Origin of the sequence: Streptomyces sp. NPDC087215, from assembly GCF_044744885.1 — a bacterium.
Lineage (GTDB): Bacteria > Actinomycetota > Actinomycetes > Streptomycetales > Streptomycetaceae > Streptomyces.
On the sequence record NZ_JBIUZD010000002.1, the window covers coordinates 599,975 to 613,396 of the forward strand.

At 73.5% G+C, this 13,422-nt stretch carries 12 protein-coding genes and 1 pseudogene; 5 read left to right on the forward strand and 8 right to left on the reverse strand.

Annotated elements, in window-relative coordinates; translation table 11 throughout:
• Window positions 1-173: 173 nt before the first annotated feature.
• Window positions 174-1,568: pseudogene (locus tag ACIO92_RS07300) on the reverse strand (hypothetical protein); the annotation flags it as partial.
• Window positions 1,569-1,952: 384 nt separating this feature from the next.
• On the opposite strand from ACIO92_RS07300, the gene ACIO92_RS07305 reads away from it, so the two are divergent.
• Both ACIO92_RS07305 and ACIO92_RS07310 read left to right on the forward strand, forming a co-directional pair.
• Window positions 1,953-2,852, forward strand: coding sequence for a Gfo/Idh/MocA family oxidoreductase (locus tag ACIO92_RS07305; protein ID WP_366441511.1), 900 nt, complete (start codon window positions 1,953-1,955; stop codon window positions 2,850-2,852).
• A gap of 184 nt (window positions 2,853-3,036) precedes the next feature.
• Complete coding sequence (locus ACIO92_RS07310) at window positions 3,037-3,345, forward strand: hypothetical protein (protein ID WP_402279510.1); 309 nt, start codon at window positions 3,037-3,039, stop codon at window positions 3,343-3,345.
• A gap of 85 nt (window positions 3,346-3,430) precedes the next feature.
• On the opposite strand, the gene ACIO92_RS07315 is transcribed toward ACIO92_RS07310, so the two are convergent.
• Window positions 3,431-4,864: a PLP-dependent aminotransferase family protein gene (locus ACIO92_RS07315; RefSeq protein WP_402279507.1), complete on the reverse strand. Its 1,434-nt coding sequence runs from the start codon at window positions 4,862-4,864 to the stop codon at window positions 3,431-3,433.
• Window positions 4,861-5,229, reverse strand: a complete 369-nt coding sequence (locus tag ACIO92_RS07320) for an arsenate reductase family protein (RefSeq protein WP_402279504.1) — start codon at window positions 5,227-5,229, stop codon at window positions 4,861-4,863. The genes ACIO92_RS07315 and ACIO92_RS07320 overlap by 4 nt, the downstream gene beginning before the upstream one ends.
• Window positions 5,230-5,378: 149 nt before the next feature.
• Between ACIO92_RS07320 and ACIO92_RS07325 the strand changes: the two genes are divergently transcribed.
• The gene (locus tag ACIO92_RS07325) at window positions 5,379-5,654 is read left to right on the forward strand and encodes a hypothetical protein (protein WP_366441515.1); all 276 of its coding nucleotides are present in this window, start codon (window positions 5,379-5,381) and stop codon (window positions 5,652-5,654) included.
• A 72-nt stretch (window positions 5,655-5,726) separates the two neighbouring features.
• Here ACIO92_RS07325 and glnA read toward each other — a convergent pair whose 3' ends face one another.
• Window positions 5,727-7,151 carry a type I glutamate--ammonia ligase gene (gene glnA / locus ACIO92_RS07330; RefSeq protein WP_366441516.1) on the reverse strand — a complete coding sequence of 475 codons (1,425 nt, stop codon included), beginning with the start codon at window positions 7,149-7,151 and terminating at the stop codon, window positions 5,727-5,729.
• Window positions 7,152-7,415: 264 nt separating this feature from the next.
• Between glnA and ACIO92_RS07335 the strand changes: the two genes are divergently transcribed.
• Window positions 7,416-7,883 (forward strand): RDD family protein, encoded by a 468-nt coding sequence (locus ACIO92_RS07335; RefSeq protein ID WP_366441517.1) that lies wholly within the window; start codon window positions 7,416-7,418, stop codon window positions 7,881-7,883.
• A 170-nt stretch (window positions 7,884-8,053) separates the two neighbouring features.
• Here the strand turns inward: ACIO92_RS07335 and ACIO92_RS07340 are convergent, their stop codons facing one another.
• From ACIO92_RS07340 to lipB, 4 genes are all read right to left on the reverse strand, one after another.
• Complete coding sequence (locus ACIO92_RS07340) at window positions 8,054-8,758, reverse strand: DUF4191 domain-containing protein (protein WP_351779616.1); 705 nt, start codon at window positions 8,756-8,758, stop codon at window positions 8,054-8,056.
• Window positions 8,759-8,768: 10 nt separating this feature from the next.
• Window positions 8,769-8,984: a hypothetical protein gene (locus ACIO92_RS07345; protein WP_366441518.1), complete on the reverse strand. Its 216-nt coding sequence runs from the start codon at window positions 8,982-8,984 to the stop codon at window positions 8,769-8,771.
• Window positions 8,985-9,239: 255 nt separating this feature from the next.
• Window positions 9,240-10,196, reverse strand: a complete 957-nt coding sequence (lipA, locus tag ACIO92_RS07350; RefSeq protein WP_366441519.1) for a lipoyl synthase — start codon at window positions 10,194-10,196, stop codon at window positions 9,240-9,242.
• A 102-nt stretch (window positions 10,197-10,298) separates the two neighbouring features.
• Window positions 10,299-11,192 carry a lipoyl(octanoyl) transferase LipB gene (lipB, locus tag ACIO92_RS07355; protein ID WP_366441520.1) on the reverse strand — a complete coding sequence of 298 codons (894 nt, stop codon included), beginning with the start codon at window positions 11,190-11,192 and terminating at the stop codon, window positions 10,299-10,301.
• A gap of 288 nt (window positions 11,193-11,480) precedes the next feature.
• On the opposite strand from lipB, the gene ACIO92_RS07360 reads away from it, so the two are divergent.
• Window positions 11,481-13,151, forward strand: coding sequence for a regulator (locus ACIO92_RS07360; RefSeq protein WP_366441521.1), 1,671 nt, complete (start codon window positions 11,481-11,483; stop codon window positions 13,149-13,151).
• Window positions 13,152-13,422 lie beyond the last annotated feature (271 nt).

The window sequence follows — 13,422 nt, forward strand, 5'->3', positions numbered from 1 at the left end:
CGGTTCCCCGTCCCGCCTTCCGGGGCGAGGTCCTGCCGGTCGTCGGGGGCGCTGCCCGACCGGTCGTCGGGCCCGTTCCCCGGGGCGCTGCCAGGCCGGACACCCGGTGCGCCGTCCCGGTTCCCCGGCCCGATCCCCGGGGCGCTCCCCGACCGGTGCCCCGATCCGTCCCCCGCCCCCGCCGCCGTGAGGAACAGCTCCACCCGGCGGTCCAGATACGCCCGCAGTTCCCCGAAGCCCGTCCGGCCCTCCGCGAACTGCGCGATCTCCACCAGGGCCGCCAGGTCCTCCGCGTCCCGGATGCCCGCCACCGGCACGCCCGGGGCCAGGGCGCGCACGTCGAAACCCTCCGCGTCGTACACGGGGTTCAGATGCACCACACTGGTCCGCCGCTCCGGATCGAGCCGCGTCCGCCACACCCGCAGCACCTCGCCCGCGAGCCCCGGCGGGGCGTTGTCCCAGCCGTCCGACACGATCACCAGCCGGTCGGGACCGGTCTCCAGCGCGTCCAGGACGCGCGAGCCCAGCGGAGTCGGCCCGTACGGCCGGACGAGCAGCGCGTCGTCGCCGCCCGACGTCCACAGCGGGACGTAGCCCCCCGGACCCGCGAGGGCCTCCAGGAGGAAGTGGCAGCCCAGCGCGACGGCCAGCGGACGGCGCCGCTTCACCGCCGAACCCGACGAGGAGAAACTGTCGTCGAGGACACCGGTGACCCGGCCCCAGCTCCCGGCGTACGGCCCCGCGGCCCGCCGCGCCGCCGCCCGCAGCGCCCCCGTCAGCTCGGCCCGCCGCGCCACCCGCTCGCCGAACGGCAACGCGAGCACGTACACGGCGAGCCGGGTCAGCGGCATGACGGACAGATCGGCCGCCCGCGCCGTCCGCAGCCGCTCAAGGCGTGTCATCCGGGGCGCGATCCGCTCCATGAACACCGCGCGGGGCACCCCGTGCGCGGCGGCGAAGCCCTCCGCGACCGTGAACGGCAGCTCGTACAGGGCTCCCTGCTCGTACCTGGCCCGGCGGAACGCGTCGAGCGTCGGGTTCTCGTACCGGACCCGGCGGCGCGGCGCGAACAGGAAGTCCCCGGTCTCGGCGTCGGGCAGCCGCCCGTGGACATGGCGCAGGGCCGCCTTGAGACCGGACCGGTACTTCACCGCGTCGTGCGCGGGATCGCGCCGGGCCGCGAGCCAGCCGCGGACGATCGCGCGCGTACGCCGGTTGTTGACCCCGGCCGCACGCAGCGCGCGGAACAGCCGGTAGACCCGCTGCGGCGGCAGCAGCGCGAGCCGCGCCGCGATCAACCGCCCCTCGGCCCGCTTCTCCTCGGGACCACCGGCCTCGTCGGCGGTGCGAAGGAGCCCCTCGACGACGAGGGCGGCGTTGTGGTGGTTGATGTCGAGCGCCAGGGAAGCGGCGTACACGGGGCGGTAGTTGACCCGCACGTACTCGTGGACGAACGCCAGCGAGAAACGCTGGGCGGCGGCCGAGGAGCGGAACTCGCGCTGCCCGGTGGCGGTCACGGCGGCATTGACGAAGAGGAGCACGTCCTCGGCGGCGACGAGCTCGGACAAGGCTCCCCCTCGGTTCTTCCCCCGGCCCGGACGCCGGCCGGGGAATGAGGGCACGAACAGCGAAGACGTTGCTTCAGAGGCAGGTTCCGGAAGTCGCACCGGAGTCCCGCGGCCGGCGGGGGAACGCTAACACCCGGAGGGGGGAGGGGCGCGAGTGGATTTCCTGGCTCGACGGAGAGGGAGACGGAGACGGAGGTGCGCCGGACGGGGAGGCAGAGGTGCGCCGGACGGGGAGGCGGAGGTGCGCCGGACGGGGAGGCGGAGGTGCGCCGGACGGTCAGGGCGGGTCCGGGCCGGGACCGGAGGGCCGGGGCCACCGGGTCCCGGAGCGCCCGTGGAACGGCCGGGATCCCGGTTGTCGGTGGCGACCGGCAGACTGGTCCCATGGTGAAGCACCTGGGCGGGAAGCCCCGTATCGGACTCCTCGGCACCGGCCCCTGGGCCGGACACACGCACGCGCCCGCGCTGGCCGGGCATCCGGGGATCGAGTTCAGCGGAGTGTGGGGCAGACGCCCCGAGGCGGCGGTCGACCTCGCCACCGCCTCGGGCACGCGCGCGTACGACGACGTGGACGCCCTGTTCGCCGCCAGCGACGCGGTGGCGCTCGCGCTCCCGCCGGACGTCCAGGCGCCCCTGGCCGTGCGGGCGGCCGAGGCGGGCTGTCACGTCCTGCTCGACAAGCCGGTCGCCACGACGGTGGCGGGGGCGCGCGCGGTGGCGGAGGCGGTGGAGAGGGCCGGGGTCGCGTCCGTGGTGTTCTGCACCCTGCGCTTCGCGGAGCCGACGGCCCGCTGGATCGCGGAACGGGCGGCGGAGGACGGCTGGTTCCTGGCCGAGGGGCACTGGCTCGGCTCGCTCTACGGCCCCGGTTCGGACAGCGCGTACGCGTCCTCGCCGTGGCGCCGGGAGAAGGGCGGCCTGTGGGACGTCGGCCCGCACGTGCTCTCCGTCCTGCTGCCGGTGCTCGGTGACGTCACGGGGATCACCGCGGTCCGGGGCGCGGCGGACGGCCACCACCTGGTGCTGCGGCACGCCTCAGGCGCGAGCAGCACGGCGACCCTCACCCTGAGCGCCCCGCCGGAGGCGTCGGAGGCGGCCCTCACGCTGTACGGCACCGGCGGCCGGGCCGGACTCCCGCGCTGGGACGGGGCGGTGGACGCGTTCGGCGCGGCGGTGGACGCCCTGACCGAAGCGGCCCGCACGGGCGACCCCCACCCGTGCGACGCCCGCTTCGGCCTGCGTCTCACGGAGATCCTGGCGGAGGCGGAGGAACTGGCGGGCTGAGCCCCGCCCGGCGGGAGCGAGAGGACGGGCATCGACGTTCCGGGAGGCCCGGGTGCAGGCCGTCGAACTCCTCGACCCGGCGGACGAGGACGAGCGGGACCGTGGCTCGGGCGCTGGACGGACGCGGGCCGCGCTCCTGGAAACGATCTTGCCTCTGCGGTGCCGCCCCGGTGATGCTGGACGGATGCCAGGACAGCGGAAGAGGAAGAGCGGACAGCGGGCCGTGGGGCACACCACCCCCCGAACGGGCCGCTGGGAGGTGCTCTTCGAGACGCGGGACGAGTCGGAGTGGAACGACCACCTCAGGCGCCTGCGCGCCGGGCCGGAGCGGATCGACTGGACGTCGACCCGGGTCGACGTCCTCTGCGGACGACTGGAGCGGGCGACCACCTACCGGCTGAGCCGGTTCGTGCCCGACTTCGCGCCCGACTTCGCGCCCGGCGGGGGACCCGGTTCCGCGCACGGCCGCTCCACCGAGCCGGAACACGGTTGAGCGCCACCGCGATCGCCCCGGACGGCCCCGCGCCAAGGCCACCCGCCACGGGGCCGGATCCCACCGCGCCCTCCCCTGCGGGAGGCTAGCGGGCCCGGTCCTCTTCCAGGGCCTCCCGCAGGGCCGCGCACAGGGCGTCCAGGGCGGGGCCGTACGACCGTTCCGGCGGGGTGGCGTATCCGACGACGAGGCCGTCGGGGAGACCTTCGGGCAGGGGTTCCGCGTCGGGATGCCGGTAGGGGGCGAGGCCCTCGACGGCGACCCCGTGCCGGGCGGCGGCGGCGAGCACCGCCCGTTCCGTGCCGGGCGGCAGTTCCACCACGGCGTGCAGCCCGGCGGCGATCCCCGTCACCCGCACCTCCGGAACCCGCTCGGCGAGCACCGCCACGAGCCGGTCGCGGCGGGCCCGGTGCCGCTGCCGCATCCGCCGGACGTGCCGGTCGTACCCGCCGGAGACGAGGAACTCCGCGAGGGTCAGCTGGTCCACGGCGGAGGTGTGCGGCTCGCGCAGCCCCTTCGCGGCGACGACCGGTTCCACCAGGGAACCCGGCAGGCACATCCAGCCGATCCGCAGCGCGGGGGAGAGGCTCTTGCTGACGGACCCGAGGAGGACGGCCCGGTCGGGATCGAGCGCCTGTACCGCGCCCACCGGCCGCCGGTCGTAGCGGAACTCCCCGTCGTAGTCGTCCTCGACGACCAGCCCGCCGGAGGCCCGTGCCCACTCCAGGGCGCCGGTCCGGCGCCCGGGGTGCAGAGGTCCGCCGGTGGGGAACTGGTGGGCCGGGGTGAGGAGCACCGCGCGGGCGTGACGGGGGAGGTCGGCGGTCCGCGCCCCCTCGGCGTCGACGGCGACGGGCACGGTGGCGACCCCGGCCCCGGCGAGGAGCCCCCGGTGGAAGGGGAGCCCGTAGGCCTCGACGGCCCACGGGCCCGCGCCCAGGACCCGCGCGAGCAGCCGCAGGGCGTGCGCGGCGCCCGAGCAGATCACGATCCGCTCCGGGGAGGTCCGGACGCCCCGGACGCGCGCGAGGTACTCGGCGAGCGCCCGCCGCAACTCGATCCGGCCGTACGGGTCACCGATCCCGAAGGCCTCGTCGGGCGCGTCGGTCAGCGCCCGCCGGGCGGCCGCGAGCCAGGCGGCGCGCGGGAAGGCGGCGGGATCGGGCTTGCCCTGCACGAGGTCGTACGGGAGGGGCGGCGGCACGGCGGGCCGTACGGGCCCGGGGGAGGGCGCGGCGACCCGCTCGGCGACCCGGGTGCCGGAGCCCTGACGGGAGGTGAGCCAGCCCTCGGCGACCAGTTCGGCGTAGGCGTCGGCGACGGTGTTGCGGGCGACGCCGAGATCGGCGGCGAGCGTCCGGTAGGGCGGCAGCGGGGTGCCGGGGGCGAGCCGCCCGTGGCGCACGGCCTCGCGCAGCGCCCCGATGAGCGCGGCCCGACGGCTCCCGGCCCCGCTCAGATCGAGATGCAGATCGCCCCCGAGCCCACCGGGCGGGTCCGCCGGGGCGGGAGAGGTCACGGGAGCCGACGGGAGAGGGCGTCCCTGACGGCCTCCTCGGACCGGCCGACGACGGCGGTGCCGTCCTCGGCGGTGATGATGGGCCGCTGGATCAGCCGGGGATGGGCGGACAGGGCGTCGATCCACCGGTCGCGGTGGGCGGCGTCGCGCCCCCACTCCTCCAGCCCGAGCTCCCCGGCGACGGACTCCTGGGTCCGGGCGATGTCCCACGGTTCGAGCCCGAGCCGGTCCAGCACGCCCCGGATCTCCTCGGAGGTGGGGACGTCCTCCAGATAGCGCCGGACGGTGTAGTCGACGCCCTCGGCGTCGAGCAGCGCGAGGGCTCCACGGCACTTGGAACAGGCGGGATTGATCCAGATCTCCATGACCCGTACGGTACCCCCCAAGACCTGCTCCACCACCCCCCAAACCCTGCCTGGCCAGGGGCGATTGTCAGTGGGGGGCACTAAAATGGGGGGTGAAGGTGAGGGTCCCGGGGAGGGCCCGCACCCCGCCGTTCGCCAGGAGGTAGCCCATGGCTCTCGCCGTGATCCGGACACCGTCCCTCGAACCCTGGAAGCCCCTGCGCAGACAGCCGCTCCCGGCGGGCCGCCCCCGCGAGTGGTACGTGTCGCACAACAGGCGCCTGAAGGCCATGCGCCTGGCCATCGCCCTCCTCGACGCGGGCGTCTACATCCCGTCGAAGGCGACGAACACGAAGATACGCACCACGGCCACCACCCTGGGCATCCACCCGCCCTCCGACACCACCTGCCGCATGGTCCGCACCCTGATCCGCTACGGCCGCTGAACCCGGGGCCGGTGAACGGCGAAGGCCGCCGCCCCCGGTGAGGGGCGGCGGCCTTCGTGGAGCGTGTGCGGCCTACAGGTCGTAGTACAGCTCGAACTCGTGCGGGTGCGGGCGGAGCTGGATCGGGGCGATCTCGTTGACGCGCTTGTAGTCGATCCAGGTCTCGATCAGGTCCGAGGTGAAGACGCCGCCGGCCTGGAGGTACTCGTTGTCCTCCTCCAGGGCGGTGAGGACGGCCTCCAGGTTGGTGGGGACCTGGGGGACGTTGGCGTGCTCCTCGGGAGCCAGCTCGTAGAGGTCCTTGTCGATCGGCTCCATCGGCTCGATCTTGTTCTTGACGCCGTCGAGGCCCGCGAGGAGCAGCGCCGAGAAGGCGAGGTACGGGTTCGAGGACGGGTCCGGCGCGCGGAACTCGACGCGCTTGGCCTTCGGGTTCGAGCCCGTGATCGGGATGCGCATGGCGGCGGAGCGGTTGCGCTGCGAGTACACCATGTTGACCGGGGCCTCGAAGCCCGGCACCAGGCGGTGGTACGAGTTCACCGTCGGGTTGGTGAAGGCGAGCAGCGACGGGGCGTGCTTGAGGATGCCGCCGATGTAGTAGCGGGCGGTGTCCGAGAGGCCCGCGTAGCCCGTCTCGTCGTAGAACAGCGGGTCGCCGTTGGCCCACAGCGACTGGTGGACGTGCATCCCCGAGCCGTTGTCGCCGAAGATCGGCTTCGGCATGAAGGTCGCGGTCTTGCCGTTGCGCCAGGCGACGTTCTTGATGATGTACTTGAACAGCATCAGGTCGTCGGCCGCGGCCAGCAGCGTGTTGAACTTGTAGTTGATCTCGGCCTGACCGGCGGTGCCGACCTCGTGGTGCTGGCGCTCGACCTGGAGGCCGACCCGCTCCAGCTCCAGGGACATCTCCGCGCGCAGGTCCGCGAAGTGGTCGACCGGCGGGGCCGGGAAGTAGCCGCCCTTGTAACGGACCTTGTAGCCGCGGTTGTTCTCCTCCGAACCGGTGTTCCAGGCTCCGGCCTCGGAGTCGATGTGGTAGAAGCCCTGGTTCGCCGAGGTCTCGAAGCGGACCGAGTCGAAGACGTAGAACTCGGCCTCGGGGCCGAAGTACGCGGTGTCGGCGATGCCGGTGGAGGCGAGGTACGCCTCGGCCTTCTTCGCGATGTTGCGCGGGTCGCGGCTGTACTGCTCGCCCGTGATCGGGTCGTGGATGAAGAAGTTGATGTTGAGCGTCTTGTCGCGGCGGAAGGGGTCCACACGGGCCGTCGACAGGTCGGCGCGGAGCGACATGTCGGACTCGTGGATGGCCTGGAAGCCGCGGATCGACGAACCGTCGAACGCGAGCTCCTCCGACGGGTCGAAGGCCGTGGCCGGGATCGAGAAGTGCTGCATCACGCCCGGGAGGTCACAGAACCGGACGTCGACCATCTTGACGTCGTTGTCCTTGATGAACTTGTTGACCTCGTCGGCGTTCTGGAACCCGTGCTTCTCGGACATCCAACTCCTCCTACTCCCGGCCCGGGGAGGGGCGGGGTTGCAGCTCGGTCGTGCGGCCGGTGCGGTGGCCCACGCTGGACCCGACCATAGGCAGACGGGATTTCTCAAGCATGACCCAATTGTTTCGTCGAAGTTAACCGGGGTGGGTGTCTCCCGGGGCCGTACCGTGCTCCGGCCCGCCCGCCGTCCCCGTACCGCCCGCTCGATCCGGGCTTCGCCCACCCGGGCCCAAGTGATCGAAAACGGGCACAGTACCGTGGTCGGGTGGACAACAGGCAAGCACTCGGATCTTGGCTCTCCGGCCCCCGCGCGGCGGCCGAGGACGCAGGCGTCGACTTCGGCTACCGCGGTCAGCAGCTGGGGCTGCCCGAGGAGGGCCCCGGTTCGATCGCCCGTCCCGGGCGGCGTCTCGGCGCCCTCGCCGTCGACTGGGCCCTCTGCACGCTGATCGCATACGGCCTGATCACCAACGGCTACAACCAGGCCACCGGCAACTGGGCCCTCGTCATCCTGCTCGTCCTGAGCGTCCTGACGGTCGGCACCGTGGGCTCGACGCCCGGCAAGCGCCTCTTCGGCCTGCGGGTCGTCTCGGCGCGCGGCGGGCGCCTCGGCCTCCCGCGCGTCGCGCTGCGCTCGCTGCTCGTCTGCCTGGCGATCCCGGCGCTCATCTGGGACCGCGACGGGCGGGGCCTCCACGACCGGCTCTCCGGCGCCGTCCAGGTCCGCATCTGATCCGTCGGCCCCCCGGTACGCACGCGGGCCCGTACGCAAGGCCACGCGTGCCGTACACGGATTCGTACGTACACCTGTCGACTCGTACGTACGCGGGCTCGTGCCCATGACGAAGGGCCCCGGACCGTCTCCACGGTCCGGGGCCCCTCGTGTGTCATGCCGGGAGCGCGTCAGCCCATCTTTCCGCCCCGAGGCATTCGCATGCCCTTCGGCATAGGCCCCTTCGGCAGGGGCATGTTGCTCATCAGGTCGCCCATCGCCCGCAGTCGGTCGTTGGCCGCCGTCACCTGCGGGCCGGTGAGTACCCGGGGCAGCTTGAGCATGGTGGTGCGGAGCTTCTTCAGCGGCACCTGACCCTCGTCGTTGCCGACGATGAGGTCGTGCACCGGTACGTCGAGCACGACGCGGTTCATCCGCTTCTTCTCGGCCGCCAGGAGCGTCTTGACCCGGTTCGGGTTGCCCTCGGCCACCAGCACGATGCCCGCCCGGCCGACGGCCCGGTGGACGACGTCCTGGCTGCGGTTCATCGCGACCGCGGGGGTCGTCGTCCAGCCGCGTCCGACGTTCTGCAGCACCGCCGCCGCAGCGCCCGGCTGGCCCTCCATCTGCCCGAAGGCCGCGCGCTCGGCACGTCGTCCGAAGACGATGGCCGCCGCCAGGAGCGCCAGGACGAAGCCCAGGATGCCCAGGTAGACCGGATGCCCGATGAGGAAGCCGATTCCGAGGAGGACACCGAGTACGACGATGCCCACGCCGGCGACGACAAGTCCGACCTTCGGGTCGGCCTTCCGGGTCATCTTGTACGTGAGGGCGATCTGCTTGAGCCGCCCCTGGTTCGCAGCGTCAGCGCTGCCCGTGTTTGCCTTCCTCGCCATGCTCTGAAGTTTACGTGGCCCGGGAGGTCCGGCCCGACGCGGCCTCCATCACGTGCTGGGCCTCGACCCGGTCCTTGGCGCGGCGGCGGTCCTCCAGGACCGAGTTCCAGGCGTTCCGCCGGGCGGTGCGCTGTCCGGCGCCGAGGAACAGCGCCTCCACGGCCTTCAGGGCGTCGGTGACGGACGGGATCGCGGTGACGCGCACGTGCGTCGATGCGGCCGGCATGTCGGGGTCCTTCCTCGATGACGGGTGAGGCGAGGCGGGGGACGTGAGCGGGTGGTCGCGGTGGGGTGGAACCAGGCTCACAGATCGGTGTTACCAGCACGTGACCCGGTGGTCAAACACTGATGAAACGTTGATGGGGCGGGTCGGGGGAACGGGCGCACAACGACGCGGCCCGTACGCCCCCGCTGAGCTGCGGGGTCGTACGGGCCGCGTCCGATCCGGGCCCTACTGGCCGGTAACCGCTTGTGCTCGGATTCACACGCCCTGCGTGGACGCCCGCTTCTCCATGGCCTGCAGGTACAGCCGCCCGGCCCGGTACGAGGAACGGACGAGCGGGCCCGACATCACGCCCGAGAAGCCGATCTCGTCGGCCTCCTCCTTCAGCTCCACGAACTCCTGCGGCTTCACCCAGCGCTCCACGGGGTGGTGCCGGACCGAGGGGCGCAGGTACTGCGTGATGGTGATCAGCTCGCAGCCCGCGTCGTGCAGCTGCTGGAGCGCCTCGCTGACCTCCTCGCGGGTCTCGCCCATGCCGAGGATCAGGTTCGACTTGGTGATCAGGCCGTAGTCGCGCGCGCGCGTGATGACGTCGAGCGAACGCTCGTAGCGGAAGCCGGGGCGGATCCGCTTGAAGATCCGCGGCACCGTCTCGACGTTGTGCGCGAAGACCTCGGGGCGCGAGTCGAAGACCTGCTCCAGCAGCTCCGGCACCGCGTTGAAGTCGGGGGCCAGCAGCTCGACCTTGGTGCGCCCGTCGGCCCGCTCGGCGGTCTGCTGGTGGATCTGGCGCACGGTCTCCGCGTACAGCCAGGCGCCGCCGTCCTCCAGGTCGTCGCGGGCGACGCCGGTGATGGTGGCGTAGTTCAGGTCCATCGTGACGACCGACTCGCCCACCCGGCGCGGTTCGTCCCGGTCCAGCGCCTCGGGCTTGCCCGTGTCGATCTGGCAGAAGTCGCAGCGCCGGGTGCACTGGTCACCGCCGATGAGGAAGGTGGCCTCGCGGTCCTCCCAGCACTCGAAGATGTTGGGACAGCCCGCCTCCTGGCAGACCGTGTGCAGGCCCTCGCTCTTCACGAGGCCCTGCATCTTCGTGTACTCGGGCCCCATCTTCGCCCGGGTCTTGATCCACTCGGGCTTGCGCTCGATGGGGGTCTGGGCGTTCCGGACCTCCAGGCGCAGCATCTTGCGTCCGTCGGGTGCGACTGCGGACACATCGGCTCCTGTAGCTTCGATTCTTCGGCGCACACCAGGGTACGCCGTTGCTTCCCATGTCTTATTACGTCTGGCCAACCTCTGGCCAGGGCCACGCATTCCTCAGGCCGGGACCGGGGCCGGGACCGGGGCCGGAGCGGAGGCCGGGGCCGGCTCCGGAGCGGGGTCCTCGGCGGGAGCCGGGGCCGCCGCCGCGACCGTCCCCGCCGGGCGCTCGATCGCGCGCGGCTTCGGCTCCGCGCCCCCCAGGACCTCCCGCAGGTGCTTCTCCACCACCGGCAGGACCTCCGCGATCGGCACGTCCCGGCCCAGCTCGTTCGCCAGCGAGGCCACGCCCGCGTCCCGGATGCCGCACGGGATGATCCGGTCGAACCAGGTGTTGTCCGGATTCACGTTGAGCGCGAAGCCGTGCATCGTGACGCCCTTGGCGACCCGGATGCCGATCGCGGCCAGCTTGCGGTCCTCGCGCCGCTGGCCCGCGTTGGACGGGGCGTACTCCGGGCCGTTCAGCCGGGGGTCGAACTCCTCGTCGGTCAGACGCGGGTCGAAGTCCAGCGACAGGCCGCCCGGCGACGGGCGCAGCTCGACCGGGTCGCCGAGCACCCAGACCCCGCTGCGCCCCTCGATCCGGCTCGTCTCCAGGCCGAACTCGGCGGCGGTGCGGATCAGCGCCTCCTCCAGACGGCGCACGTGCGCGACCACGTCCACCGGCCGGGGCAGCTTCATGATCGGGTAGCCGACCAGCTGGCCGGGGCCGTGCCAGGTGATCTTGCCACCTCGGTCCACGTCCACCACGGGCGTCCCGTCGAGGGGCCGCTCGCTCTGCGTGGTGCGCCGCCCGGCGGTGTAGACCGGGAGGTGTTCGAGGAGCAGACAGGTGTCGTCGATCTCGTCGGCGAACCGTGCGGCGTGCACCTCGCGCTGCTTGTCCCAGGCCTCCTGGTATTCGACGGCTTCCCCGCCGAATCCCAGGCGGACGAATCGCAGCTCACTCACGGCCATGCCTCCTCCTGGGGCGCCGCGGACCGGGGGCCGGGGATCGTCCCGGACCGGTGCGACACCCTGCGTCGTTCGCGCCCCTGCCACTGTACGGCGGCGGTGGGAACACCCCTCCGGCAGGTGGACGGGGGCATCGCGTCAGCGATGCCCCCAATCCTCACACGATCGGATGAATGTGGGGCGAAGCTGGCAGTACGGGCCGTGAGGACCGCTAAATTCGCGCCGTTCCATGAGGGTCCGACGGGTCTGCCGCCAGGACCCGGAAGGCAGGAGACCGCACAGCTGATGACGGAACGACCCCCGCAGCGCATCCCGAACCGCCAGCTCGCCGCGCTCATCGCCGAAGCCGGGTTCTCCCACGCCGGGCTCGCGAGACGGGTGGACCAGCTCGGGCTGGAGCACGGCCTCGATCTGCGGTACGACAAGACGTCCGTGACCCGCTGGCTGCGCGGCCAGCAGCCGCGCGGCACCACACCCGCGCTCATCGCGGAGGTCTTCACCCGCCGCCTCGGCCGCCGCCTCTCCGCCCAGGACCTCGGCCTCGACGCCTGCGCACCGGTGTACGCGGGCCTGGAGTTCGCCGCCACCCCCGAGGAGGCCGTCGACATCGTCAGCGGGCTCTGGCGCAAGGACTCCGGCAGCCACGCCGAGCTGCGCAAGATCGCCTTCACCCCTGCGGGCCTGGTCGTGCCCAGCCGCGACTGGCTCATCGGCCGCGCCGACGACCGGGTCGCCCGTGGCGAGCCGCAGCCCGCCGCGGTCCGCACGGGCGCCGCCGCGGCCCGCGCCGGACACGACACCCGTCTCCCGTACGACCCCCGGTTCCCGTCGGACCCCCGCACCCCGGGCGCCGGACACGACCTCAGGACCGCCGACGGCCGCGCCCCGCAGGACGGACGGCAGCCCTACGAGGGCCGGGCGGCGCACGACGGGCGGACACCGTACGACCCCGGCCGCGCGGGCCACGAGGGGCGCGCCCCGCAGGACCCCCGGGTGCCCCAGCAGGGCCGTTTCTCGGTGCCCCGGCAGCGCGGCACCGACCGGGGCCCCGGCCAGCGGGTCTCCGGCGGGGACATCGCCGCCCTCCGCTCGGTCGGCGAACTCTTCCGCACCCTCGACCACGCCTACGGCGGCGGCCACGCCCGGCAGGCCCTCGTCCGCTATCTGGAGCACGAGGCCGAGCCGATGCTGCGCGGCACGTACGGGGAGTCCACCGGCCGCAGGCTCTTCGGCGCCGTCGCGGACCTCACCCGGCTCGCCGGGTGGACCTCGTACGACATCGCAGCCCACGGTCTCGCCCAGCGCTACTTCGTACAGGCGCTGCGCCTGGCGCAGGCCGCAGGGGACCGGGCCTACGGCTCGTACGTGCTCCTCACCATGAGCTGCCAGGCCGTCTACCTGGGCCACGGGCGCGAGGCCGTGCAGCTGGCCCGGGTCGCCCAGCAGGGCGTCGGGCCCGCCGCGCCTCCCGTCGTCCAGGCGATGCTGCACGCCGTCGAGGCGCGCGGCCACGCGGTCCTCGGTGAGGCCCGCGCGTGCAGCGCCTCCCTGGTGCGGGCCGAGCGGGCCCTCGAAGCGGCGCGGCCGGGCGACGAGGTGCCGCACTGGGCCCGGACGTTCGACGAGGCCCAGCTCGCCGACGAGCTGGGGCACTGCCACCGGGACCTCCAGCAGTACCGGACCGCCGCCCAGCACGCCGAGCGGTCGCTCCAGCTCCGCGCCCCCGGCTTCGCCCGCAGCCGGCTCTTCTGCCGGGTGGTCCTGGCCACCTCCCGGCTGGCCCTCGGGGAACTCGACCAGGCGTGCGCGCTCGGCGCGGAGGCCGCCCAGCAGGCCTCCGAGATGCGCTCGGCCCGCGCGGTCGAGTACGTCCGCGACTTCGAGCGCCGCCTGGAGCCCTACCGGGACGCGGCGGCGGCCCGCACGTACCGCGACCGGGTCGCGGCGATCGGCTGACGGGGGCGCCGCGCGGCGCCGACGGAGAGGGACCTCGCCCGCACCGGGCCCGGCCCGGCCGTCCGGGCCCGGGGCCGGATGCTCCGGGCCTGTGCGCGGGCCCGCTCCGGTTCTCGGTAGAGGACGGCCGGGCCCTCTCCCCGTGTGCACGGGCCGGGACGTGCCCCCGACCCGTGAGGCCCCGACCCGGTCGCTTCACAGGGCCTGGGGCCGGGTCTTCGCCCTCCGCCGCGCGCGGCCAGCCCCGGCCCGGTCGGGGTCGTCTCCGGTC

Bases quoted from the DNA above. Each gene is read 5' to 3' on its own strand.
- ACIO92_RS07305 (WP_366441511.1), top strand. From the start codon at position 1,953: ATGGTGAAGCACCTGGGCGGGAAGCCCCGTATCGGACTCCTCGGCACC.
- ACIO92_RS07310 (WP_402279510.1), top strand. From the start codon at position 3,037: ATGCCAGGACAGCGGAAGAGGAAGAGCGGACAGCGGGCCGTGGGGCAC.
- ACIO92_RS07320 (WP_402279504.1), bottom strand. From the start codon at position 5,229: ATGGAGATCTGGATCAATCCCGCCTGTTCCAAGTGCCGTGGAGCCCTC.
- ACIO92_RS07325 (WP_366441515.1), top strand. From the start codon at position 5,379: ATGGCTCTCGCCGTGATCCGGACACCGTCCCTCGAACCCTGGAAGCCC.
- glnA (WP_366441516.1), bottom strand. From the start codon at position 7,151: ATGTCCGAGAAGCACGGGTTCCAGAACGCCGACGAGGTCAACAAGTTC.
- ACIO92_RS07340 (WP_351779616.1), bottom strand. From the start codon at position 8,758: ATGGCGAGGAAGGCAAACACGGGCAGCGCTGACGCTGCGAACCAGGGG.
- ACIO92_RS07345 (WP_366441518.1), bottom strand. From the start codon at position 8,984: ATGCCGGCCGCATCGACGCACGTGCGCGTCACCGCGATCCCGTCCGTC.
- ACIO92_RS07360 (WP_366441521.1), top strand. From the start codon at position 11,481: ATGACGGAACGACCCCCGCAGCGCATCCCGAACCGCCAGCTCGCCGCG.